The following is a 25,697-nucleotide window of genomic DNA, read 5'->3' as shown; positions in this document are numbered from 1 at the left end:
TAAAACTCAGTCATTAACCGCTATTCCAGCCAAATTTTACCTCTAATAAATCCTCTAAGGCTTGATTGTAAGGTTCGTAAAATTCTCCCAACTTATAGCGCCATAGTTCAGTCACATCAGGATAAAATCGAGAGTTGTATTTTGGATATGTTTTTAATGAATAATCTGTTAAACCCAAAAACTGATGTACTCTCGTTAAAGTGGCGGCTGGACTATTATATAAATCCTCGCTTTGGAGAATGAGAAAATTATCTTTGGGGAAGATAGATAACCAATGTTTTAAAAATTCAACATATATACCACGCGCCAAATAACTATGGGGACAGTCCCAAATCTGACGATTACCTTGTTTAAAGCGGTTTATTTCTGAGGCGATCGCTGTTGATAAATCTCGCGACTCCCAACCAATATTAACCCAATGATAGTAATGAGAAATAGCCCTATCTATGGGATTTCTTAACAGCACAATTAACCTTATATCAGGGTAAAAATTAAACAGACGTTCTGCTACAGGCTGACAGTCCAAATAACTAGGTGTGGCTTCCCCAGTCATAACCCGATTAGCTTTCGGCATAGTACAAAAATGGCTCAAATACCAGTCCAAGCCTCGGTCAAACTTCCGAGACCAAAACTCAATTTCTTTGATGACAGATAAGGCAGTTTGTGGATGCTTTTCGAGATAATAATATAAGGAAGTAGTCCCACCTTTTTGAGTGCCAATAATCATAAATTTAGGCGGAACTCCAGGGTTAATTAACTCCTGATTAAACTTAATATTTGTGGCTTGACAGTTACAATTAATGGCTGCTTCTAGGTTTCCCTGTTGGGCGAAAACTTCTCCTAAATTAATATACAATTCATAGGATTTGGGATTTTTAACAATGGCTTTTTTATATAAATCCACCACCTCCCCTAAGCGTCCTTCAGCTTTAAGCAATATCCACAAATCCTTATATAACCAAGGAGGTAAATTCGGCTTTAATTCCATAGACCGTAAATAAGCCTCAATCGCCTGATGCCATTTTCCCACCTGAAATAAAGCATTTCCTAAGCTGTAATAGACATCATAACTATCAGGATGCTGTTTAACAATCTGATTTTGAATATTTACCTGATGTTCAAGTTCCCGTTGACGTTCCCAAGTCTGATTGAGTTTTGGTAAAATATCTTGATTTTCTGGGTCAATAGCCAAAACTTTTTGATATAATATAATTGCTCCTAACCAATAATCTTTGCGGGCTAAATTATCGGCTAACTTTTGATAAATTGTGATATTTTGAAAGGATGGCAAAATAGTTAAGTTTTCGATGACATTATCAAGATATCCCTGACAGTATCCCGCCAAAGCATTACCTAACTTTTCATCAATATCGGGCAAATTTTCATCAAGTTGACAAGCTGTTAAATAGGCATCAATAGACTTTTCCCATTCACCGATATAACTGTAAGCATTACCCAAGTTATAATAACACCAGGGAAAATGAGGCTCAATAGAAATTGCCTGTTGATATACTTGAATAGCTGCCGACCAATGACCCTGTTTAATCAGAGTATTGCCCAAATTATTATAAGACCAAAAAAAGTCCGAATTCAGAGCGATCGCCTTTTGGTAAGCCGACCTAGCATCCTCCCACCTTTCCAGTTGAGAGAAAGCATCCCCTAATTTATGGTGAGACCAGGAGAAATCAGGGTTTAGTTGGATCGCATTTTGGTAAAAAGCGATCGCCTTCTCCAGCTTTCCCTGATCTAAATAGTTTTCTGCCTTTTCGTGTAAACTTAAAGCCTCTGCTTCCGGGTTAGGTACAGACATCAACTCATTTTCAAAAATAACTAATTGCTCAACCAAACTCGACCAACTTTATGCCTTAGTTGTATAGGCCATTCTCACCCACCAGCATTGACTCTAAACACCTAAATTATGAGGTACTTAGAATAGATCCCGGTTCACAAAATATATGAAACCATAAAGAGCCCCAGCCATGACAGGACCTGCTATCAATAACCCCGCAAAAATCAGAGAAATTGATGTACTATAATATACAAAACCCCCATAAGGAATCAGAAATCCCAAAGCCGCAAGAATGATTTTAGTAGGAGTCCACTTAATATCCTTTTTCAGGGTAGTATTGAGCAATTTTTTGTCTTTAATGTATGTTCTTTTGCCCATGCTATTATTTCCTCAATTTTGGCGATACTGAGATTAAGTTAATCTGAGTGTAACAATACCCCAATCCCTTAGAGACCATCAACTTCTGTTTTTTTGACCAAGGACCAATCATGTCAGCAACTACTCGCCAACCCAGAGTCAGTGTCATCATTCCCGCTTACAATGCCGATCGCTACATTGCTGAAACCATCAACAGCATTTTCAGCCAGAGTTATCAGGACTATGAAATCATTGTAGTCGATGACGGCTCTACCGACAGCACCCCAGAAATTCTCCAATCCTACGGGTCACGTATTCACAGTATATCCCAAACTAATGGTGGCATCGCAGCAGCCAGAAATATCGGTATAGCAGCCGCTAAGGGAGAATTAATCGCCCTATTAGACCATGATGATATTTTCCTCCCGGACAAATTGGCCGCCCAGGTCGCCTGCTTCGACTCTCACCCTGGGGTAGGACTGGTCAACAGTGGTTGGCAAATCATTAGTGCCGACGGTACACCCCAATCAAATATTGAACCCTGGCATAATACCCCCAGTTTAACTCTAAAAAGCTGGTTGACCGATACCCCCATTTTACCCAGTGCGATGATGTTCCGGCGAGAATGGTGGGAAAAGGCGGGAGGTTTTAACTCGCGGTTTGACGGTGCCGACGATGTAGACTTTGTGCTGCGACTAGCCAAAATGGGATGCAAAGCCACCTGGTTAAAACAGATAACCGTGGGCTACCGCCAACACGATCGCGCCATGTCCGTTTCTGATCCTACCAAACAGTTAGAGGCTTTTAATGCCATCCTAGAAAACTTTTTCCAACAACCAGACCTGGACGACTCTATCCGCCAACTAGAGAGGCAGACCCGTTATGAATCATTAACCTGGATGGCTTGGCGATTTTATTATACTGGTCATCAGACCAAAATGGCAGAATTTCTCAGGCGATCGCTTTCCTATACTCCCTACGGCCACCCCATCACCCTCTCGATCTGGGTTAAGCGCTTCATCGGCTACTATAGTGGCTTCGGTGAATTAATGGATACCCACAGCTTTAGACAACAACCAGAATGGCAACAACTCCTCAATGAAACCCTCCCCAAAACTACCCCTAAAGTTAGTGTAATTATTCCCGCTTATAATTGCGATCGCTATATTGAACTGTGTGTCCGAAGCGCCCTAGAACAAACCTATACAGACTATGAAATTATCGTAATTGATGACGGTTCCACCGACAACACCCGGCAGGTTCTCGAACCCTATTTAGACGTAATTTCCTATCACTATCAAACCAACCAGGGAGCTGCCAAAGCCAGAAATTATGGCTGTAGTTTAGCGCGGGGAGAATTTCTCGCGTTTTTAGATAGTGATGACTTTTTTTTGCCCGAAAAACTCGCCGAACAAGTTACCCACTTCCAGGAAAATCCCTCCATTGATTTAATCCAAAGTGGCTGGATTGTGGTTGACCAAAATTCTCAATTCCTAGCCCAAGTTAGACCCTGGGAAAATGCACCAGTCTTGAACTTAGAAACCTGGGTTTTATATAAATGTGTCCGTCCTAGCGCCTTAATTATGCGGCGGGAATGGTGGGAAAAGGTGGGAGGATTTGATCATCGTCATCCCCCCACAGAAGACCTAGATTTTGTCCTGCGGTTATCTTTAATGGGTTGTCGCACCGTTTGGCTGAAAAAAATGCACGCCTGCTACCGCCAACATGATTGTAATTTGATGTCTGGAGGGGAAAAAGTCATCCGCAATACGGAAGCCTTAATGAATGAGTTTTTCCGCCGCCCAGAATTACCCATATCTATCCGTAAACTGGAAAGAAAAGAACGCTATGAGCGCTGGATATGGTTAGCATGGAGAATGTATCGAGATGGCTACCCTAAATTCATGGTAGAATGTTTACAGAAGTCCTTGGAATATAGTGATGCTTCCTCGGTAGAGACTTTACTACACTGGACAAATGCCTTTCAGAATATCTCCCAAGAGTATGGGGAAAAGTTATTGATTGAGCAACTAATTAAGAGTCCCGAATGGCAGGAGATTTATACAGTCTTTATCGGGGGTTCAAGATTCCGCCAAAAATCACAGTTAAATTTATCAACATCGGTTTTAATGAATCAACACATTATTTTAATTAATACAGATGATCCTGGTATTGGCGGACTGGCACAATATGATCATCTGATTATGTGTGAATTGGCGAAAATTGGTTATCAAGTCACAGCAGTTAGACCGAAACATACTAGCCCTTTAGTGGAACAAGAAGGGAGTTTCGGAGTGCAACAGTTTTGGCTAGATTATAGTACCAGTTCGGATTTGGCTAGAGTGTTGAGAAATTGCCAAGATTACGAAACATTGTATTCTCAACTGAAACCGGATTTTATTATCTTTAGTGACGGCTGGCCCTATTCCCATTTTGCGGCTAAACAGGTGGCTATTGAACAAAAAATTCCCTATGCGATCGCCCTAGGTTTAGTCATAAGTGAACACGCCGATTTTTCCATGGGTGATGATATCCCATATCGAGAAGCTGTGCGCTATCAATATGGTTTGGCGCGGGTGGTCAATGTGGCGGCGCGGGAACATTTAAACATTCTCCATCAGGATTTTAAATTACCTGAAAATAAAGGCAATGTGGTTTATTATGGCCGATCGCCAAAATACTTTAACCCCCCTAACCCAGAAGTGCGAAAACGGTTGCGCCAGGAAATTGGCATTCCCGAAAATGCAGTAATGTGTTTTACCTCAGCCAGACTCGCCCCAATTAAAGGCCACCGTCATCAACTAGAAGCGATCGCCCACTTGAAAAATTCCCCGATTTGGTCAAAACTATATCTGGTATGGGCGGGAACCGGAAAAGGTAGCGATCGTGATGTGGAACCCGAACTTAGGGAAATGGCACAACAGCTAGGGGTAGCCGAAAAGGTGATTTTCCTGGGTCAACGCTGGGATGTTCCCGACTGGCTAGATACCTGTGATATCTTTGTGTTAACCTCCTATTCAGAAGCCGCCCCCTCCTTCGCCGTTATGGAAGCTATGGCTAAGGGTTTACCTATTGTCGCTTCCGCCGCCGGTGGCATTCCTGAAGGTTTAGGGGGAACCGGTAAGCTATTACCTAACCCTAATGTTGACCCAGCCGCCACGGCGCGGGAACTCGCCCACACTCTGGAAGAATGGGCCGTTAATCCTCAACTGCGACAAGCTATGGGACAGGCCAGTAAACTGAGGGCCCAACAACTATTTCGGGAAGAACGGATGCTTAGGGAAACTATAAACATCTTTCAGCAAGCTATATCAGCTCCCATAAGCGATGAATTTGCTCAGTGTGAGGAGGTGATAAAAGGGGTACAAAACGTCAGCCAAAGGCTTCGCTATCGGTCGCAAACGTGGCAAGCATGGCACGCCTACACCACCGGAGATACAGCCGCAGCGGTTGAACATCTCCAACGGTCTCTCAAATATTCTTCTTTCCAATTCACGACTCAAACTATCCTAGACTGGGTTAATGATTTCGTGCGGTTATCCTCTTTAAAAGGCGATCGCTTAGATGCGCTTTCCTTTGCTAAATTGATAATGAATAATTATTAATTGTAGGGGCGGGTTTTGCCGTCAATTATCAATTCCCCACCCAGGTTTTGATAAACCCGCCCCACCGTTTTCCCTGAGAAACTGGGTTTCTTGACCACGATATGGGTGGTGCGTCAGATGAACCAAATTAGCCGTTAACCCGATATGTTATCCCTCTGACGCACCCTACCAGGGTGATAATTATTAATTATTAATTATTCATTGTAGGGGCGGGTTTTGCCGTCAATTATCAATTCCCCACCCAGGTTTTGATAAACCCGCCCCACCGTTTTCCCTGAGAAACTGGGTTTCTTGACCACGATATGGGTGGTGCGTCAGATGAACCAAATTAGCCGTTAACCCGATATGTTATCCCTCTGACGCACCCTACCAGGGTGATATAGCACTAGTCAATACGGTTAGGACGCAGCCTTGAGAACAGAATCCATGGCATCATCGAGAGAATCAAACTGCTCACGTGCAATGGCGAATGCGGGCTTTCAACCACGACCAACATTTCTCTATCTTGTTGAGGTCTGGCGAATAAGGTGGTAGATAGAGCAAACGGCATTGAGCCGCCTCCACTAGCCCAGGAATCCGCCCCCCCTTTATGAAACGTTGCATTGTCTAGCACTAGAGTCTGACCTGGCTTCAGTGTTGGAATTAAGATGAACTCCAACCACAACTCAAACACTGTCCGATTACAACAACCCTCAAAGCGATCGGGGGCTAAGAGTTGTTGATGACACCATGCGGCTATATAGCTCACCCTGCCCTGCCTCTTCCCGGATTTGAGGGCATCGAAGCGTTGTCCTTCCTCGCAGTAACCATAAGGATAATCCGAGTCTTGACTATTCATGCCAGCTTCATCGAGGTAAACCAACCCTTCCGGCTCCATATGTTCAATCTGAGCAATAAACGCCTCTCGCTGTTGCTCATCACGTTCTTGGTAGCCGTAAGTTTTTTTTCTGGTGAAGCCAATTTTCTTCAAGGCTCTGGATATGGTGCGAGGAGAGATGTCGTCATCCCAAAGTTGAGCCATTTGAGCGGAGGTTTTGTGGCCATGCTCTTGGGCAAAAGCCTTGAATTTATGCCAGTCGGTAATTTTGTGGTTATTGCCAGGTCGGTGATTAGGTTTAGGGAGGAAGTCTCCGGTCTGTGCTTTTCTTTGCAGCCAGAGATTGATAGTGTTCCGGCTGACATGGAAAACTTGACTGGCTTCTGTTTTGGGCATACCGTCTAGTTCAATTGCATTAATAACTTTTTGTCTAAGGTCGTAACTGTAGGGGGCTAGCCTTTTGGGTCTTATGTAGATATCCTTGCCATTATACGTCCTAACTATTCTGTCTTGTGCCATAAGTCCAATACTCGCCAACATTGCACTGGATGGAATGGTTAGGTTAATTGAAACAATGTATCCCAAGAAAGCTAATAGAGTGCAAGCCTCGTTAGTAAGATACGCCGATGATTTCGTAGTAATATCACCTTCACTCGATATCATTGAACCGTGTAAAAATGCTATTTACGAATGGTTAAAACCTGTAGGATTGCAAATTAAACCTGAAAAGACTAGAGTGTGTCATACACTTAACCCCATACAATACGAGGGCAGAACAGAAGAAGCAGGTTTTGATTTCTTAGGATTTAATATCAGGCAATACCCTGTAGGAAAATATAAATCGGGAAAAACAGGTGGGAGAGCGAGCCGATTAATCGGTCACAAAACCCACATCAAACCCAGTAAGAAAGCAGTTGCCCATACAGAAGTGATTAAGGGTGTGATAAAACAGCATAAGACCGCACCCCAGTCTGCCCTGATTAGCAGGCTAAACCCGATTATTCGGGGGTGGGAAAATTACTACTCAGGAGTAGTTTCATCCGAGACATTCAGCAAGCTAGATGACATAATTTGGAAAATGTTAAGGGCATGGACAGTATCAAGATGCGGAAAGGCAAACATCGAAAAACTGAGGAATTATTTGAGACCGGGAACGGTCATACTCAGTAATGGGAAAGAAAGACATGAAACCTGGTTATTTAGAACTAAAGATGGACTTCAGTTATGGAAACATAACTGGACTCCAATTGTCAGACACACCCTGATCAAACCTGAAGCAACACCATACGACGGAAATTGGACTTACTGGTCAAACAGAAAAGGACAAGCAATCGGAACGCCAAATAGGGTAGCAAAACTACTCAAAAAGCAAAAATGCAAGTGTACCTGGTGCGGGCAATATTTGACCCCATCTGACTTAGTTGAAGTAGACCACATTGTACCTCGAAACCTCGGTGGAAAGGATGAATACAAAAACCTTCAGCTATTACACCGCCACTGTCATGATGATAAAACGGCGTTAGATAACGTCAATGCTGTATCTTTAACAATGGAGGTGCGAAACGTTCAGGCACGCGCATAGGGTTGCAATACCCGAAATAACTGCCCGGTGGGACTTCCACCCCTTGGTGGAATATAGGGAGTCGCTTCCCTGACCATCCCATAACTGTTTATATGTCCCGACGCTTGGAGAAATCTAAGCAAGGCAGGGAACTCAGGGTCAAGACAGAACGTTAGAACGGAGGAAGTTGTTAGCCTCCTGTTATAGCGCGAAGTTGAGAGTAACGGCGGTAGCTACCCCCAGTTTTAGGAATCATAACCCGTCAGATTGAAGCGGGGAACGGAAGGCGTGAAGTAGAACCTACTACCATATGCGACCACTGCCAACCATCCATGACTAAGGAAATCTGAATGTTCCGACTTGAACCACCGTCATAAAGAGGTAGCGAAACAGGTTTACACGCTGCGCTCAAAAGAGCAAGGGGAAAAGTAGGGGTTTCTCTTTACTACCTACACAGACCTTTAAAATTACCCCGGTGGACAGGACAAGTCTAAAGATGGAATGCCCGTATAAACGGAACATTTAAACCCCTTTTAGGCTCTCGGCAGGATGTACCTGCACAGTAGTGAAAAGTGTAAGCGTATACCTTTAAGGGGAAAGGATGTGGCTGAAAGCTAATGCCTAACTGTAATGGTTAGGATATGCCCACTAGCCACGGTGTGGATATAGAGACCGCGACAATTAAGAGTTTTATGACGAGTGCGAGTTTAAAGACTACGAGGTTGTATATAGCTCCTAAAGTTGAGGTTACAAAGCGGGGGGTCGTAGCCCTGTTCCTACTGACAAATAGGGTATCTACATCAGGAGCCGTGTGCTGGGAAACTCGCAAGCACGGTTTCCAATTGGAGTTGGGGAAGGTGACTTCTCTTTCGACCATAACCAGTCTGCGCGTGCGTCACATCAGGAAGTTTTTCGTGTCTATGCCAATTATCTGGATGTGGAAGCACCACTAGAGCCGTATGAGGTGAAAGTCTCAAGCACGGTTTTGAATGGGAGGGGGAGATGGTGACATCTCTCTCGACCCCTAATTACTACCATAACTGGAAGAATATTTCCGGAAATCTCCTGAAATTACTTGTCAATCCCCCTCTAATCAGAAACACTCATTCCCGAAACCACTGACAATAGAGTTTTCCTTGGTCATCAGTGCGCCAATGGCCAACGAGTTTGCCTTTTTCGGTGAGAGCTTTAGTGTGACTGCGTTCTGGTCTAATCTCGTTGAAAGTCCGGGACTGTTGAGGGATTTTAACTGGGGTTTTATGAAGAGTTTGTAACATGGTCTTTACCTCTGTTGATTATAGATTTTATTTACCTCTACTACCATTATAACCGATGAAATTTAAACGACAAGTCTACGGCTGCACACCTGGGCAGGAAGGGACAGCAGATAATTTTCACAAGTAAAAATTCATAATTTTCTACCCGACCAACTACCATTGATAAAGCCAGCGTTACCCCAGGGTTAATCGGAGAAGTTTGGTTTCTTGATGGGACTGTGTTGAATAAAAAATCAAGCGTATAGCTATGTTAGCCATACGACATAATAGGCGATCGCCAGAAATTTGTCAAGGGGGTTGGGGCAAAAAGGCGGCGACGCGGCGTTGAATAAAAAATCAAGCGTATAGCCATGTTACCAATAATAAATAATAGGCGATCGCCAGAAATTTGTCAAGGGGGTTGGGGCAAAAAGGCGGCGACGCGGCGTTGAATAAAAAATCAATAATTTATGGTATAGGAGAAATTGGCAATTGTAAAGTTTTGTTAAGCCAGTGTAGGGTTTCACCCATCAGGGGTTATACTACATATCATAGTAGATGCACCCTGATTCAAGCGCCCATCACACTTTATGAGTGTGGGCGTTTTTTTTATGGGGAGTCGGAGTAGTGAAACAATTAGAATATTGGGTTAAGGTTTCACCTTTGCGATCGCAATATTTATGAACAACACAGTCGCCTCATTCACCGATATCAGCCAACACTGGGCTTATCCATTTATCAGACCTCTGCAACGCCAAGGGGTTGTCAGTGGCTTTGAAGATAGAACCTTTCGCCCCGACCAAACCATGACCAGGGCGGAATTTGCCGCCATTATCCAAGCAGCCTTTTCCCTAGCACCCCGGCGGGATTATATACCCTTTACAGATGTTCCCGCCAATTTTTGGGCTGCTGAAGCCATCCGCAATACCTTTAGAGCCGGATTTATCAGTGGTTTTCCTGATGGTCGGTTTCTTCCAGGTCAGAATATTTCCCGGTTGCACGTTTTACTGGCTTTAGTGTCCGGCTTACAGATGCAGGCGGGAGCATCTGTGTCTTTAGCTGCTATATATAACGATGGGGGGAATATTCCCGACTACGCCCAACAGGCGATCGCCACAGCCACCCAAAGCCGCTTAGTAGTAAACGCCCCCACCATTGATATTTTCAACCCTAACCGTCCGGCTACTAGGGGAGAAGTGGCGGCTTGCATTTACCAGGCGCGAGTATTTCTCAAGCAAAACCCTATAGTAGCTTCCCCGCATATTGTCGAACTTGCTAACCCTGGAGTAATTCGGCGGGGGACTCACCTATCAGTAAATGGTCGGACTTGGCGGGCGGCTTGGGGTCAGTGGAGTTCGGGAATTTGCACTTATACGGGAGTTAGCGACAAGGGGGCGATATTGGTTTTAGGTATGGAGTTACTCAATACTGATGATGTCAACCTTCAGCCCGTCAAGTGGTTTTCAACTATTGGCAAATCTTACCGCCTCAAAACTAAACTAGATCGGGAATATCGATATCTAAATTTGGACGATATCGCCCCCGTGGGAAATTGGGAAATGGTTATCGATAACCAAACTTTACGCATCTTTTCCGTACCTACTAAAATTGACGATATTACCGTTAATGAAAACCAGGATATTTGCCGGATTGAGATACAACTAAGTAAAGCTACCCCTTGGGAACTTTACGAACAAAGTCGGGAATGGGAAGTCGTGTTAGATGCGATCGCTGATCAATCTCTAGCTGCTCGGTTTCCCGAAACTCCAACCCCACCCCCTAAATCTGGCAATCAAGAACAACAAAATGAGGGGGAAACTAGCGGCAGTTCTGAGAAACCATCGCCCATTGTCGTTCGCATTTCAGCAACTCAAACAGTCATTAAGGGAACTTTACCTGATGGGTATAGAGTCCGCACCCAAACCCTTAATAATCGCGATCGCCTGGTAATTGAACTGCGGCGAGATGCTTTAGTAGAACACAGTATTTCGGTTTATCCAGGACTGCGATCGCGACAGCAATATTTAACTTTAGAAGGTGATAAATTCCCCGCAGTTTGGTTAACCATAACTCCTCGGTCGGGGTTGTCAATCGCCGCGATATGGACCGAAAAAAATCAGATGCGGGGGACTAACTCTTTATTGTCCATTGCCCAAACTTGGTCAAGTTTAGGCGGTATTAATGGCGGCTATTTTAACCGTAATAACTTATTGCCTTTAGGGGCTATTCGTAAGGATAATAAGTGGTTTTCCGGGCCGATTCTTAATCGGGGTGCTATGGCTTGGGATAATACAGGAAGGGTGCGAATGGGGCGATTAAAGTTAGTAGAAACTATTGTAACTTCTACCGGACAACGCTTTGAGGTAGACCTGCTAAATACTGGATATGTCAAGGCAGGAATTGCTCGTTATACTTCCGAATGGGGGGCGAATTATTTACCTCTAACTCTCAATGAAATTGTCGTGGTAGTTTCCGGAGACCAAGTAACTCGACAAATTGAACTACCTGATGATCAAACTCCCACAGCTATCCCCACTAATGGTTATCTGCTGGTTTTCCGTTCTTTTCGGAGTGCTGTTAGTGCTTTTGGGGTCGGTTCTCGGTTAACAATTACCGCCGCAACTACTCCCCCTGAGTTTATAGATTTTCCGAATATTATGGGTGGCGGACCTCTGTTGGTGCAAAATCGCAATATTGTGGTTAATGCAGAGGCGGAAGGGTTTAATTATTGGTTTGGTCAACAGTTGGCTATCCGCAGTGCTGTGGGTGTCACAGCGACCGGAGAACTGCTTATGGTGACTGTTCATAACCGGGTGAATGGGGCGGGACCTAGTTTAACAGAAATGGCAAAATTGATGCAGCAATTAGGGGCGATCGATGCTATAAATTTGGATGGTGGCAGTTCTACCAGTTTGGTGCTGGGTGGGCATTTACTTAACCGCACTCCTGATACGGCTGCCAGGGTTCACAATGGTTTGGGAATATTTATTTAGATTCATCAGGTGAGTCGGGACGGGTTTATTAATGGGGCTGTGGGGATAATTAATTCGCAGGATAACCCGCCCCTAAATCAGCTTTGATGATTAATCATTTAATTAATCAGTTAGCCCTAAAACCTGCCTTTGTAATTGACAGAGTTCTGTAATGCCTTTTTCGGCATAGTCTAAGATTTGGTTTAACTGATTTCGGTTCAAACTTTCTGCTTCTGCTGTTCCCTGAAGTTCAATAATTCCCAGGTCATCCCGCATCACCACATTAAAATCGATATCGGCTGCTACGTCTTCCTGGTAATTGAGATCAAGTAAGGCTTCCCCGTGCATCATTCCCACAGAAATGGCGGCGATCTGATGAATAATAGGCGATCGCTTTAACTCTCCCCGTTTTACCATTTTATTAAAGGCATGAGCCAGGGCGACAAACCCCCCATTAATCGACGTGGTGCGGGTTCCTGCGTCCGCCTGTAACACATCAGCATCTACCGTAACAGTGATTTCCCCCATAGCCTGTAAATCTACCGCCGCGCGCAAACTGCGACCAATCAAGCGTTGAATTTCCTGGGTTCTACCCGATAGTTTCATCAATTCCCGGGGTTGACGTTGGGGAGTCGCCCCCGGAAGCATCCGATATTCTGCGGTTAACCAACCTTTTCCGGTATCCTGCAAAAATCGGGGTACTCCCGGTTGAATTGTTACCGTACAAAGCACTTGAGTATTACCGGATTTTGCTAGGACTGAAGCAGCCGCAAATTGAGTATAATCTAGCTCAAACTGCACCGGGCGCAGTTGGTCGCGCTCTCTACCATCGGGACGTTGCCAAGACATCATCTATTTTATCAGTTTAACGTGAGTAGCTGAGGTAATTTAAGGATATTTTCACGGATTTGTTTGGGTGGTTGATTTCTGTTTATATCCCATAAACGACCCCTAGCTTGACATTATTCTAATATGGGAGTGCCAGATTAATACAAGATACCATCAGCCTGAATATAATTTCGGGTGTATCATCAGTGAGCGATCGCCCATCATCGCCCAGCCACTACGCAGTAGTATCGCCCCTCCCAGAGTATCACCTATATCTAACACTAGAATCCCTAGACTCTTTGACGACCATCCCAATATTGATGTTACGGTTTTTACTGATAATTGACTACCCCAATCATCAAGTTTGGGAAGATTTATTAATATCCCAAGTATAGTAGTCACCCAAAATGCTACAATCTTAGGAAGTCGCGAATATCTGGGAATAATCGATTATGGTACAACAAGTTATACCCGAAACCCAACCGACAGTTATTTATCCTGAAAGTGACGGTCAACCCATGTCTGATAACACGCAACAATTTCGCTGGATTGTGATTATCAAAGAAAACCTGGAAATATTGTTTTCCGGGGATGAAAATATCTTTGTGGCGGGTGATTTACTGTGGTATCCAGTGGAAGGAAATAATAAAATCCGTACTGCGCCAGATGTTATGGTAGCTTGTGGTCGTCCCAAGGGGGATAGAGGCTCATATCGACAATGGGAAGAGGATAATATCGCGCCACAGGTAGTATTTGAAATTCTTTCGCCGGGAAATACCTCGAAAAAAATGGCGGAAAAACTACTATTTTATCAACGCTATGGCGTAGACGAATATTATCTATATGACCCTCAGTCACAAGAGATAACTGGCTTTTTAAGGTCAGAAGATTGGCTAGAATCGATTGAAAACATGAAAGGTTGGGTTAGTCCTCGGTTACAAATTAGGTTTGAATTAACAGAAACTGGGCTAGAAATTTATCGGCCAGATGGGGATAAATTTTTAACACCAGTGGAATTAGATAAGTTACGACAGCAGGAACGTGAAAGGGCTCAACAAGCTGAACTTGAGTTACAACAGGAACGTCAACGCTATGAACAGGAACGCATAAAAGCGCAACAGACGGAAATTGAGTTACAAGAGGAACGTCAACGCTATGAACGATTGATAGAGTTATTGAAGCAGCAGGGAATTGATCCGCCACAGATGTTGTAAATTGGGATACTCTAAAGGGGAGGCTGATTGAGGATAGGCTGATGTCATCTACCGATCGCAGTAAGGAAGAACTAAACCCCGACTTAAATTCCCTAGAGTTGGGGTTAGCAGCGATTAAACAGAAACAATATCAACAGGCGATCGCACTTTTAGAACCCATCGCCGACTCTCAACCCCATACCAAAGCAGGATTAAAAGCCCAAATTGGCTTGGTGAAAGCATACGATCGCAGCGGACAAAGCGATCGCGCTATTTCCTTATGTCAAACCCTCACACTAGAGACCCCAGAAAAAATTAGAACTTGGGCTAGTAATCAACTCCAGCAACTCCAAAGTCGCCAGCCTAACCCCTCAGTCCCCCCTACAGTAGAGACAGGATTTGTTCCCTTCGACCCCAACTTACAACCGCCCAAAGTTCAATCAACCACCCCGAAACCTAAACCTAAACCCACCCCCCCATTAAAGGCGCCCCCAATTGAGGTCAAATCAGATCAACCCCCGAAACAACAGCCCCAAGTAATTAGCAATTCTGTCCCAGAGAGTCCCCCAGAGGAAGTGCAAACCTTTACCCCCCCCACCCAACCTGAGACAGTTTCACATTCCTATCAATGGAAAGAAGCCGAAAGGGCGACCAAGTGGCGGAAAATAGGGAAACTCAAACTCACCAGATTGAGGATCGAACAATTCCTAACCGTATTTATCCTGCTGTGGATAAGTCCTCGCCTCGTGGAATTTTTGTTCAGAAACGCCAATAATATCCTGATCTCCCTACCCGTTGTCCGACCCATTCAATGGCTATACCGCAATCCTAACCAATGGCTGTACTGGACTTTAGGACTATTATTTATAGTCTCCCCCTGGCTATGGGACGGCTTGCTAAAAATCTGTTACGGTCAACAAACCCTCCCCCGGACGAAATTATTATCATTGTCTCCAGAAGCAGGTCGCGTCCTACAAAACTACTGTAAAGCGCAAAATTGGAAATTTCCGGCGCTGCGAGTGTTACCAACGGCTACCCCGATCGCCATGACATTAGGATGCTGGCCAAGATTTGTGCGGATTGTGGTTAGCCAGGGTTTACTCGATACCCTAACCCCTGACGAAATAGCTACCATTTACGCCAGAGAAATCGCCAGTGTGGGAAATTGGGATTTTATGGTGATGTCGTTTATTACCCTATTAGTGCAAATTCCCTACTTGATTTATCAATATTCGGCTATCGGCGCGCAATGGTGTTTTCAGCGAGTTAGGTCGGAACCCCCATTAATTCCTGATGTAGCCCTATCTATATTAAAACCAGCCACCTACATTCTGCGGGTGATAGCTTTCCCGGTTTCCGTATTGGCTTATGGAGTTTATCAGATTCTTCGGTTTCCAGCTTTGTGGATTTCGAGGCGGCGGGTTTATTATAGCGATCGCATCTGTTGTAATTTAACCGGAAATCCCAATGGCTTAACCAGGGCGCTGCTAAAAATGGCTATTGGTATCTCGCAGACATCACCCCAGTTAGACAATACTACCTTTTTATTAGAAGGGTTTGACTTATTAACCCCGATCGCACCTACCCAGGGGATGACTCTCGGTAGTATATTAGTGGCTTCCCCCCAGAGTCAACTTATCGGGCTTAACCACGGCGGCGACATTGAATCCCTATTAACATGGGATCTGAGAAATCCCGATCGCTACTGGTTACAGATGAGCAATTCTCATCCCCTATTAGGCGATCGCCTACTGATTCTCAACAGTTATGGCAAATTTTGGCAAATAGAAACTCAGTTAAACCTCGAAGTTAAGCCCGTGTCTGATTCCCGAGGCGATCGCGCTAAACTTTTAATGCAAGCCGCCCCTTATTTAGGATTAGCGATCGGATTAGCGATCGGGTTGCTAATCTGGCTATTCGGGGCAATTTTCGGCAAGCTAGGGATTTGGCAACTAGAATGGTTATTTGGGGATAGGGCTATTTTGTGGGGTTGTGTTCCCATTGGTATCAGTTTAGGTATATTTTGGAGAAATAATCACTTTTTCCCAGACATTAAACCCGCCGCCATCATTCACAATCCCAATCTCCGCGATTTATACTGTAATCCCGACAGTATCCCCATCGACAACAAACCCATTTGTATAGAAGGTCAGTTAATCGGACGGTCGGGAATTAGTAATATCATGGGTCAACAGCTCCTGTTAAAAACCGCCACCGGTATAGTTCCCCTCCACTATATCCCCCAGTGGACACCTGTGGCTAACTTCTGGCCCAAATCTATCCATCCCACCGACTTAATTGGTAATTCCGTTAAAATAACTGGATGGTGGCGACGGGGGGCTACTCCCTGGATTGATATAGAAAAACTGGAAAATCTGGCAGATCGTCGCCGTATCTATGGCGGACATCCCTTGTGGTCAGTCATTCTAGCCGGATCACTAGCCTTTTGGGGAGCTAGTATCATTTCCAGCGGTAGACTTTAAATACAATTAACATTAGAATTTCTAATATCTCAAGTTTGCATTTTGTCCCAAACAGTGTTACATTTGTTAACATCGTGAACATAGGCGATATCTGTGATATGTTGAAAGATGGTCTGCTACTACTGTGGTCTTAGCAATGGCAAAAGTCTATGTAGATCATCAGTTGCGGCAGTGATCTGACTGCAAAGGTTGCCAAACAAGTTAGTCGTTCCATAAAATTTGTGATTTTGTTTCGCCAAAACATACTAAACTTAAAGAAGCATTTAACAGGTTTGAAGTTGAATTCCTTTGACATTAGTTACTGCGATCGTAGCTATAGAAACCCTAAACTTAAAACCTATTGACAAAAGTGATAGGAACAGCTATAGCAGATATTTTTGAAGCATGACTCAAATCTCACTCGACCGTTCAAATCAATCTCAATCTTTTGGATATTTGAGGCTGCTAATCCCAGCCAGCCAAGAAACTCATTTATATATTGAAGCCAATGATCATACTCAATGAGTTAAGGCTGGAAGTAACACCAATTTGTCTTTTAAGTCAAGTCAAGGCTGAGTTTAATCATGATGATTTATTAACGTGGTCTGAACTCAACAGGATTTTTCAACTCAAATATCAAATTTTTCCTACTGGAGGTATCACTAATGTCCGTTAGATTGTATGTTGGTAATTTACCCAAAGAACTCGATCGCAAAGAATTGCAAGCTGTATTTGCAGAGGAAGGCGACACGATTTCGGCTAAAGTAATAACCGATCGCAAGACTGGAAAATGTCGTGGTTTCGGGTTTGTCACCGTCCAAAGTGATGATTTAGCAGATCAAATCGTTGAGAAGTACAACGGCTTTATGTTCGGGGACAATGCGCTAAAAATTGAAAGGGCGCAACCTCGTAAGAAAAACAAACCAGAGTCTGAAGAGGGTCGTGGTTCTGATGGTGCTACGGCTACGGCTACGGCTACGGCTACAGCTACAGCTACGCCTGGTGCTGTTAACCAGTCTCCCACTTCTAGCCCAACTTCTGCACCCACAAAAAGTGGTGGTGGTAAGAAGAAAAAATCTAATCGGAATCAACAAGGGTCTTCTAACGCCAATTCTAGTAGTAACCCCGAGTCCATTCAGCCTGACCCTCGCTGGGCGAATGAATTAGAAAAGCTAAAACAGATGCTATCTGCTCAAGCCAGCAATTCCTAAGTCTCCGGTTGAGGCTTAGGTTTTTGCATATTTGGTCAAACATCCCAGACTCTGAAGTTCTCAGTAATGATGAGTTCTGGGGTGTTGATTGGTGTGGTGTATGCGGTTGACAAATCGATCGCCTATTGGGTGACAAATCATTTAGGATTGCTATATCAAGCAATTCGATGGAATTATCATAATGTACGATCCGCCATATTTTCTGTTAGCTGCTGGCTTATGGGTTGGTATTATCTGCTGTATTCCCTTTGTGGCGACCCTCAAGCAACTGGTAAAGGACTGGAAAGTTAATAAATCTAGTCGTGCGATCGCCCAATTACGGGGATTTAGGATGCTCGCCCCCTATTTAGCTTCCGCAGTAGGGATCTGTGTTTTCTTAGCTTCCTGTTTGCAGATATTTGCAATTTCTAGCCGTGTGGCTTACGCCTTATCCGTTCCCGTCACCATAATGATGGCGGGTTCGGTATGGTTTCAGTTCACCCGTGTATTAGATCAATTAGAGCAACGAGGGTCTCAGGGAATTGATTTAGATGATCTGAGTTTAGGGAAAATCATTCCCCAGTCCAATCCTGGTAAGGAATAATTCCCTTAAACTGGAAGTCGGTTAATATCCTGGTTTGACCCCAAAACCACCATAATAGTCCCCTTCTTTAAACGTTTGTTGGGTAGGGGATTTATTTCTAGTGTTTGATTTTCACTGCGTATAGCCAAGAGGTTCAAACCGTATTTGCTACGGAGTTCTAATTGAGCGATCGTTTTACCATCAAAATCATCAGGAACCACCATTTCTACAATACTATGATCCGGGTCTAGTTCAAACTGATCCACCAGTCTAGGCTTAGTCAGTAGTCGCGCCAACTCCTGTCCCATTTGTCTTTCGGGGAACACAACTAAATCTGCACCCACTTTTTTTAACAATTTAACATGGGTTTCCGAGGAAGCCTTAGCTACCACATTCGCCACCCCGGCTTCTTTGAGGTTAAGGGTGGTGGTAATACTTTCAGCCAGGAAACTCCCGACGGCGACAATTACGGTGTCTAGTTCAAATATTCCCGCCTCTCGCAAGGCTGACATTTCGGTTGAGTCTAATAGTAAAGCATGGGTAGCAATGCGATCGGTTAAAGCCGCATTGACCCTTTTTTCATCATTATCAACCGCGAGAACTTCATAACCTGAAGCATTGAGAGTCGAACAAACCGCCTGTCCAAAGCGACCCAAGCCAATGACTGCAAATTGTTGTTTTTCGGCGCGTAAATTCCGAAAAAAGTTAAGAGATGAAAGATTCATGATTTACTAACAATCCTATGGAAAGAATAATCTTTTTATTTTACCATTTCTATAGTTTACCTGGTAGAGAATCAATAGTTAACCCACCAATAGGTTTTCTTCTGGATAATCAATTGATGAGGGTTGAGGATCGCCCAAAACCGCAGACATTAGCAATAATACTCCCACCCGACCAATATACATGGTGGCAATAATAATTAATCGACTCAGCATGGAAAAATCTCCAGTGATGCCAGTAGACAGACCTACGGTTCCAAAGGCTGAGACAATTTCAAAAAAGATGCTACCAAATCCTAATTCTGGTTGCATAATCACAATTAATAATGTGGCTACACAAACCACAGTAATGGAACCGACCAAAACTCCGACGGCTTTTAAAATCAAAGGGGAGGGAATTTTGCGCTGATAACATAAGACTTCATCTCGACCTTGTAGGGCTGCTTTTGTGCAGTTTACCAATATTCTTGATGTAGTGGTTTTTAAGCCGCCTCCTGTACTTCCTGGACTAGCACCAATAAACATTAGGATCATAGTAATCAAAATTGATGAATATGTCATATCTCCTATAGATATGGTGTTAAATCCAGCGGTTCTGCTGGTGACAGATTGAAACCAGGCTGCTTGCATTTTGCCAAATATGGTTAAACTCTGCAAGGTTTGAGGATTATTAAATTCGGTGATAAAAAAGAGGAAAGACCCGGAAAATAGCAGAATTATAGTGGTACTGGTGACGACTTTAAAGTGTAGAGAAAAATCCCGACGCATTGGTTCTTTATTTAATGTAGTTTTAATCCACAAAAAAAGTTCCATGATTACTTGATATCCTAAACCACCAAAAATAATTAAAATACTCATTGTTATATTGACGATGGGAGAGGATACATAATCAACTAAGCTCTCTTCCAATAAGCTAAATCCGGCATTATTAAAGCCATTTACACTATGAAATATAGCCAGCCACAGACTATTTTTTAAGCCATAATCCGGAAGAAAAACCATCATTAATAAGATAACTCCGGCAATTTGAAATAAGGCCATGGTCGCTATAATAGATCTGAGCAGTGGCATGACTCCAGCGATTCCGGCGGTATCCAAAGATTTTTGGAGTGCTAATTTATCTCGGAGTCCAAATTTTCTGCCAATTAATAGCAGAAGCATGGTGTTGGCGGTCATGTAGCCCAAGGCTCCAATTTCCACTAAGCTAAGTAAACAAAAATGCCCCCAAAAGGAATAAAAATTGCTAACATCAACAACTGATAAACCCGTGACACAGACGGCAGAAGTGGCGAGAAATAGTGCGGTAATAGGATTGCCAAAACTACTGTGATAAATGGTATCATCCATCCATAATAAGAATGTGCCGATCGCAATTACTGCTAAGAAGCCCAGACAAATAGTTCTTGGTACAGTCATAAGAGGTGTCAAACTTTATATAGAAAACTTTATCCTAGATCATAAAATTTAACACTTGTGTATATAATCAAGACTGTTAACTGGGCAATTTATAAATTTTTGTTGCAAAGATTGGCCAAAATTTTGTCGAATTGTGTCAAAAAGTGGCTTCCACTAACCACTTTGGCTCATTTTCTGGTAATAATACTCAATGGTGAAGTCATCAGGGTTGTCTCCTAGCGGGACGGCATCCCATGTAGGACGTTGCCAAATGTTGACGGGATCGATCGCTGATCCACAATAGTCTACCTATCCAGACAGCTTTAGAGCAGAACACCGAGGAACGAACACTAAATATGTTTACCTACGTCAAGCCTACCGTTAGACACATTAAACCTGATTCCCTCAACGGACGATCACGTTTAAAAGTCGTCTATATCGTGCTAGAGGCCCAGTACCAGAGCGCTTTGTCAGCAGCAGTGCGGGCTATAAATGAAAAAAACCCGAACTTGGCGATCGAGATCAGTGGTTATCTGATCGAGGAACTGCGGGACCCGGAAAATTACGAAAACCTGAAAAAAGACCTAGCCGAGGCCAATGTTTTCATCGCCTCATTAATCTTTATCGAAGATTTAGCTGATAAAGTAGTGGAAGCGGTAACTCCCTACCGCGATCGCTTGGATGTGGCGGTGGTGTTCCCTTCCATGCCACAGGTAATGCGCCTGAACAAAATGGGCAGCTTCTCCATGGCACAACTGGGACAGAGCAAAAGTGCGATCGCCCAGTTCATGAAAAAACGGAAGGAAAAATCCGGTTCCTCCTTCCAGGACGGAATGCTGAAACTTCTGCAAACCCTCCCCAAAGTCCTGAAATATATGCCTATTGATAAGGCTCAGGACGCGCGGAACTTTATGCTGAGTTTCCAATATTGGCTGGGTGGTTCTCCAGAAAACCTGGAAAACTTCCTGCTCATGTTGGCAGAGAAATATGTTTTTAAGGGCCAAGAAAAACTGCACTTTGCCGAACCTGTCACCTATCCCGATATGGGAATTTGGCATCCCCTGGCTCCCAAAATGTTCGAGGATGTCAATGACTATCTGAATTGGTATAACGGGCGCGAAGATATCCCCGATGACACTAAAGACCCCCTAGCACCCTGTGTAGGCTTGGTGCTGCAACGTACCCACCTAGTCACGGGAGATGATGCCCATTATGTGGCTATGGTGCAGGAACTGGAAGCTATGGGGGCGCGAGTGGTGGCAGTATTTGCGGGAGGTCTGGACTTTTCCAAGCCTGTAGATACCTACTTCTGGGATACGCCACCCAAAGGCATTCCGGCTCAACCTCTGGTTGATATCGTGGTTTCCCTGACGGGGTTCGCGTTGGTGGGAGGTCCGGCTCGCCAAGACCACCCGAAAGCGATCGACTCCCTAAAACGGCTCAACCGTCCCTATATGGTAGCCCTACCCCTGGTATTCCAAACTACGGAAGAATGGGAAGAAAGCGAACTAGGGTTACATCCGATCCAAGTCGCCCTACAAATTGCTATCCCGGAATTGGATGGGGCTATTGAGCCAATTATTGTGTCGGGAAGGGACGGAGCCACCGGAAAGGCGATCGCCCTCCAAGACCGCATCGAAGCCATCTGTCAGCGGGCGCTGAAATGGGCTAACCTGCGGAAAAAACCAAAACTTGATAAAAAAGTCGCCATTACCATTTTCAGTTTCCCCCCCGATAAAGGGAACGTCGGAACCGCCGCCTATTTGGACGTATTCGGTTCTATCTATGAGGTGATGAGAGCCTTAAAAAATAACGGTTATGATATCCCCGAAATCCCAGAGTCTCCCAGTGCTTTAATGCAGCAGGTCATCCATGATGCTACTGCTCAATATCAAAGCCCAGAACTGAATATCGCCTATAAAATGTCGGTAGAACAATATGAGCGATTGACTCCCTACTCGGAACGTCTGCACGAAAACTGGGGACCACCTCCGGGACACCTGAACACGGATGGGGAGAATCTGTTAGTTTACGGAAAATCCTTCGGAAATCTGTTTATCGGGGTACAACCGACCTTCGGCTATGAAGGGGACCCCATGCGTTTGCTGTTCTCCCGGTCTGCGAGTCCTCACCACGGTTTCGCGGCTTACTACACCTACCTAGAACAGGTATGGGGCGCGGATGCTGTGCTGCACTTTGGGACCCACGGTTCCCTAGAATTTATGCCTGGAAAACAGATGGGAATGTCTGGGGAATGTTACCCGGATAACCTGATTGGTACTATTCCTAACCTGTACTATTACGCTGCTAATAACCCCAGTGAGGCGACTATTGCTAAACGCCGTAGCTATGCGGAAACTATCTCTTATCTGACTCCGGCGGCGGAAAATGCGGGACTCTATAAGGGTTTGCAGGAACTTAACGAGTTGATTGGGTCTTACCAAACTCTTAAAGATAGTGGTCGCGGTGTGCAAATTGTCAGCACCATTATCGAAAAATCCCGTATGGTGAACTTGGATCAGGATGTGGCTCTCCCGGAACAAGACCCAGGCGAACTGACCCAGGAAGAACGCGATAATGTGGTGGGACAGGTTTACCGGAAACTGATGGAAATTGAGTCTCGCCTGCTTCCTTGTGGGTTGCACGTTATTGGTAAGCCTCCGAGCGCTGAAGAGGCGATCGCCACCTTGGTCAATATTGCCAGCTTAGACCGCGAAGAAGAAGGGATCGTCAGTTTACCTCGGATTATCGCCAATAGCATCAATCGGGATATTGAGGAACTCTACCGCAACAGTAACCAAGGCATTCTCGCCGACGTTGACCTGTTGCAGCACATCACAAATGCTACCCGTGCGGCGATCGCTGCTTTAGTTCAAGAGCAAACCGACGCAGAGGGCCGAGTTTCCAAAATCTCCCAACTCAACTTCTTTAACATGGGTAAAAAAGAACCCTGGTTACAAGCCTTACACGACTTAGGCTACACCCAGATCGACCCCGAACCCATGAAACCCCTGTTTGAGTATCTGGAATTTTGCTTAAAACAGGTTTGCGCCGATAACGAATTAGGAGCCTTGCTGCGCGCTTTGGAAGGGGAATATATCCTTCCCGGACCTGGCGGCGACCCCATTCGCAATCCCGACGTTCTCCCCACTGGGAAGAATATGCACGCCCTCGACCCTCAGTCTATCCCCACCGTAGCCGCAGTTAAATCCGCTCAAATCGTCGTAGACCGACTCCTAGAGCGGCAAAAAATGGAAAACGGCGGTCAGTACCCAGAAACCATTGCAGTTGTTCTCTGGGGAACTGATAATATCAAAACCTATGGCGAATCCTTAGCCCAGGTTATGTGGATGGTCGGGGCTAAACCAGTTCCCGATGCTTTGGGTCGCGTCAACAAGTTGGAGTTAATCCCCCTTGAAGAATTGGGCCGCCCTCGCATTGACGTAGTGATTAACTGTTCGGGAGTGTTCCGCGACCTGTTCATCAACCAAATGAATCTGCTCGATAAAGCCATTAAAATGGCCGCCGAAGCCGATGAACCCCTGGAAATGAACTTTGTTCGCAAACACGCCCTACAACAAGCCGCCGAGCTAGGTATCAACCTCCGACAGGCTGCTACCCGTGTTTTCTCTAATGCTTCCGGTTCCTATGCCGCTAATGTTAACCTGGCTGTGGAAAATAGCACCTGGGAAAGTGAGGCAGAATTGCAGGAAATGTATTTAAACCGCAAGTCTTTTGCCTTTAATTCCGATAATCCGGGGATGATGGGTGATAACCGTCAGATGTTTGAGGCTTCCCTAAAAACTGCTGATGCCACATTCCAAAACTTGGATTCTTCGGAAATTAGCTTAACTGACGTTTCCCACTATTTCGACTCTGACCCCACCAAAACCATCGCCAGCTTGCGTAAAGACGGGAAACAACCGGCTTCCTATATCGCCGATACAACTACCGCTAACGCTCAAGTGCGGACTCTCTCGGAAACTGTGCGCCTAGACGCACGGACGAAGATGCTCAACCCTAAATGGTATGAGGGGATGCTTTCTCATGGTTATGAGGGTGTGCGAGAGTTGTCTAAGCGTCTGGTTAATACAATGGGATGGAGTGCCACCGCTGGGGCTGTGGATAATTGGGTTTATGAGGAAACTAACGAAACCTTTATCAAGGACGAGGCCATGCAGCAACGTCTGATGAATCTTAACCCCCACTCTTTCCGTAAAATGGTGACAACTCTGCTGGAGGTTAATGGCCGGGGCTATTGGGAAACTAGCGAAGAAAATCTCGATCGCCTCCGGGAGTTATACCAAGAGGTTGAAGACCGCATTGAGGGAATTGAGTAATCTCGCCTGGGGTGATGGTTAAAATTGCCCTTAATGCTGTTGTATGCTGTATCCTGACCGTGGAAATGCCAATCTGTGCCGAAGACCTACCGGCTAAACCTGATGGTAGTGTTTTCGGCTCAGTGCAACGAAAAAACCATTCTCTAGTGCCTTCTGGGTGAAACTACAGAGAATTTTAAGGTATATACTTGTCAATCTCTGATAAGTCTGTGTTAGAACAGCCATAATTAGGGCAAAATCACCCACTGAAAATGATTCTGGAGGTATTTCGATGAATAAAGAGCAGTTGGTTCAGGAAACATCTATCAAGGCGGGTGTTACCAAAAAACAAGCAGATGCGATTATTTCGGCTATCTGTGAGTGCATCATGGATGCTGTAGCTGATGGGGAAAAGGTCACTCTGGTGGGCTTTGGTTCTTTTGAGGCTCGCCACCGCAAGGCTCGTGAGGGCCGTAACCCTAGCACTGGACAACCGATGACTATTCCTGCTACTACTGTTCCAGCTTTCTCAGCTGGGAAAGCCTTTAAGGAACGGGTGGCCAACGAAAGTAACGAAAACGTTGCCTAGATTATCTGACAGGGGTGATCTGTAATTTCTCAGCCTCACCCCTGTTTTTTTGTGGCATT

Annotated in this window: 17 protein-coding genes and 2 pseudogenes; 11 read left to right on the top strand and 8 right to left on the bottom strand. The window is 44.7% G+C overall.

Annotated elements, in window-relative coordinates:
- Positions 1-13: 13 nt before the first annotated feature.
- Positions 14-1,846 (bottom strand): tetratricopeptide repeat-containing sulfotransferase family protein, encoded by a 1,833-nt coding sequence (locus N39L_RS09305; protein WP_014275040.1) that lies wholly within the window; start codon positions 1,844-1,846, stop codon positions 14-16.
- Between the two features lie 81 nt (positions 1,847-1,927).
- Positions 1,928-2,167, bottom strand: a complete 240-nt coding sequence (locus N39L_RS09300) for a hypothetical protein (RefSeq protein WP_006619067.1) — start codon at positions 2,165-2,167, stop codon at positions 1,928-1,930.
- Positions 2,168-2,277: 110 nt separating this feature from the next.
- Between N39L_RS09300 and N39L_RS09295 the strand changes: the two genes are divergently transcribed.
- Positions 2,278-5,751: a glycosyltransferase gene (locus N39L_RS09295; RefSeq protein WP_014275039.1), complete on the top strand. Its 3,474-nt coding sequence runs from the start codon at positions 2,278-2,280 to the stop codon at positions 5,749-5,751.
- A 398-nt stretch (positions 5,752-6,149) separates the two neighbouring features.
- Here N39L_RS09295 and N39L_RS09290 read toward each other — a convergent pair.
- A pseudogene (locus tag N39L_RS09290) lies at positions 6,150-7,039 on the bottom strand (IS630 family transposase).
- A 46-nt stretch (positions 7,040-7,085) separates the two neighbouring features.
- On the opposite strand from N39L_RS09290, the pseudogene N39L_RS09285 reads away from it, so the two are divergent.
- Positions 7,086-8,150: pseudogene (locus tag N39L_RS09285) on the top strand (group II intron reverse transcriptase); the annotation flags it as partial.
- Between the two features lie 1,082 nt (positions 8,151-9,232).
- On the opposite strand, the gene N39L_RS09280 reads toward N39L_RS09285, so the two are convergent.
- On the bottom strand, positions 9,233-9,406 hold the full coding sequence (locus N39L_RS09280) for a hypothetical protein (RefSeq protein WP_006620936.1): 174 nt from the start codon (positions 9,404-9,406) through the stop codon (positions 9,233-9,235).
- Between the two features lie 659 nt (positions 9,407-10,065).
- On the opposite strand from N39L_RS09280, the gene N39L_RS09275 reads away from it, so the two are divergent.
- A complete protein-coding gene (locus N39L_RS09275; RefSeq protein ID WP_014275035.1) occupies positions 10,066-12,378 on the top strand; it encodes a phosphodiester glycosidase family protein in 2,313 nt (770 codons plus the stop codon).
- Positions 12,379-12,480: 102 nt separating this feature from the next.
- Here N39L_RS09275 and rph read toward each other — a convergent pair whose 3' ends face one another.
- Together rph and N39L_RS09265 are read right to left on the bottom strand one after the other, a co-directional pair.
- Positions 12,481-13,209: a ribonuclease PH gene (rph, locus tag N39L_RS09270; RefSeq protein WP_006616504.1), complete on the bottom strand. Its 729-nt coding sequence runs from the start codon at positions 13,207-13,209 to the stop codon at positions 12,481-12,483.
- 150 nt (positions 13,210-13,359) lie between these two features.
- Positions 13,360-13,587 (bottom strand): hypothetical protein, encoded by a 228-nt coding sequence (locus N39L_RS09265; protein ID WP_014275034.1) that lies wholly within the window; start codon positions 13,585-13,587, stop codon positions 13,360-13,362.
- Between the two features lie 50 nt (positions 13,588-13,637).
- On the opposite strand from N39L_RS09265, the gene N39L_RS09260 reads away from it, so the two are divergent.
- From N39L_RS09260 to N39L_RS09240, 5 genes are all read left to right on the top strand, one after another.
- Complete coding sequence (locus N39L_RS09260) at positions 13,638-14,399, top strand: Uma2 family endonuclease (protein WP_006616503.1); 762 nt, start codon at positions 13,638-13,640, stop codon at positions 14,397-14,399.
- A gap of 41 nt (positions 14,400-14,440) precedes the next feature.
- Entirely contained in the window at positions 14,441-16,861 is a 2,421-nt protein-coding gene (locus tag N39L_RS09255; RefSeq protein ID WP_014275033.1) for a zinc metalloprotease HtpX, read from the top strand.
- 487 nt (positions 16,862-17,348) lie between these two features.
- The gene (locus tag N39L_RS09250) at positions 17,349-17,516 is read left to right on the top strand and encodes a hypothetical protein (RefSeq protein ID WP_014275032.1); all 168 of its coding nucleotides are present in this window, start codon (positions 17,349-17,351) and stop codon (positions 17,514-17,516) included.
- Positions 17,506-18,051 carry an RNA recognition motif domain-containing protein gene (locus N39L_RS09245; RefSeq protein WP_006617839.1) on the top strand — a complete coding sequence of 182 codons (546 nt, stop codon included), beginning with the start codon at positions 17,506-17,508 and terminating at the stop codon, positions 18,049-18,051. The genes N39L_RS09250 and N39L_RS09245 overlap by 11 nt, the downstream gene beginning before the upstream one ends.
- Positions 18,052-18,232: 181 nt before the next feature.
- Positions 18,233-18,634 (top strand): hypothetical protein, encoded by a 402-nt coding sequence (locus N39L_RS09240; protein WP_006617838.1) that lies wholly within the window; start codon positions 18,233-18,235, stop codon positions 18,632-18,634.
- A 5-nt stretch (positions 18,635-18,639) separates the two neighbouring features.
- Here the strand turns inward: N39L_RS09240 and N39L_RS09235 are convergent, their stop codons facing one another.
- Complete coding sequence (locus N39L_RS09235; protein ID WP_006617837.1) at positions 18,640-19,338, bottom strand: potassium channel family protein; 699 nt, start codon at positions 19,336-19,338, stop codon at positions 18,640-18,642.
- A 78-nt stretch (positions 19,339-19,416) separates the two neighbouring features.
- On the bottom strand, positions 19,417-20,751 hold the full coding sequence (locus tag N39L_RS09230; RefSeq protein ID WP_014275031.1) for a TrkH family potassium uptake protein: 1,335 nt from the start codon (positions 20,749-20,751) through the stop codon (positions 19,417-19,419).
- Between the two features lie 335 nt (positions 20,752-21,086).
- Here N39L_RS09230 and N39L_RS09225 point away from each other — a divergent pair, with 335 nt between their 5' ends.
- The 3 genes from N39L_RS09225 (at position 21,087) to N39L_RS09215 (ending at position 25,638) form a co-directional block, all read left to right on the top strand.
- Positions 21,087-25,070 carry a magnesium chelatase subunit H gene (locus tag N39L_RS09225; RefSeq protein ID WP_006617835.1) on the top strand — a complete coding sequence of 1,328 codons (3,984 nt, stop codon included), beginning with the start codon at positions 21,087-21,089 and terminating at the stop codon, positions 25,068-25,070.
- 14 nt (positions 25,071-25,084) lie between these two features.
- The gene (locus tag N39L_RS09220) at positions 25,085-25,231 is read left to right on the top strand and encodes a hypothetical protein (RefSeq protein ID WP_157888684.1); all 147 of its coding nucleotides are present in this window, start codon (positions 25,085-25,087) and stop codon (positions 25,229-25,231) included.
- Positions 25,232-25,341: 110 nt separating this feature from the next.
- Positions 25,342-25,638, top strand: a complete 297-nt coding sequence (locus N39L_RS09215) for an HU family DNA-binding protein (protein ID WP_006617834.1) — start codon at positions 25,342-25,344, stop codon at positions 25,636-25,638.
- The last annotated feature ends 59 nt before the right edge of the window (positions 25,639-25,697 follow it).

It is taken from the genome of Limnospira platensis NIES-39 (genome assembly GCF_026000695.1).
Taxonomy (GTDB): Bacteria; Cyanobacteriota; Cyanobacteriia; order Cyanobacteriales; family Microcoleaceae; genus Limnospira; species Limnospira platensis.
Note: the sequence above shows the minus strand (reverse complement) of the source record. Positions and strands in the feature narration are given on the sequence as shown.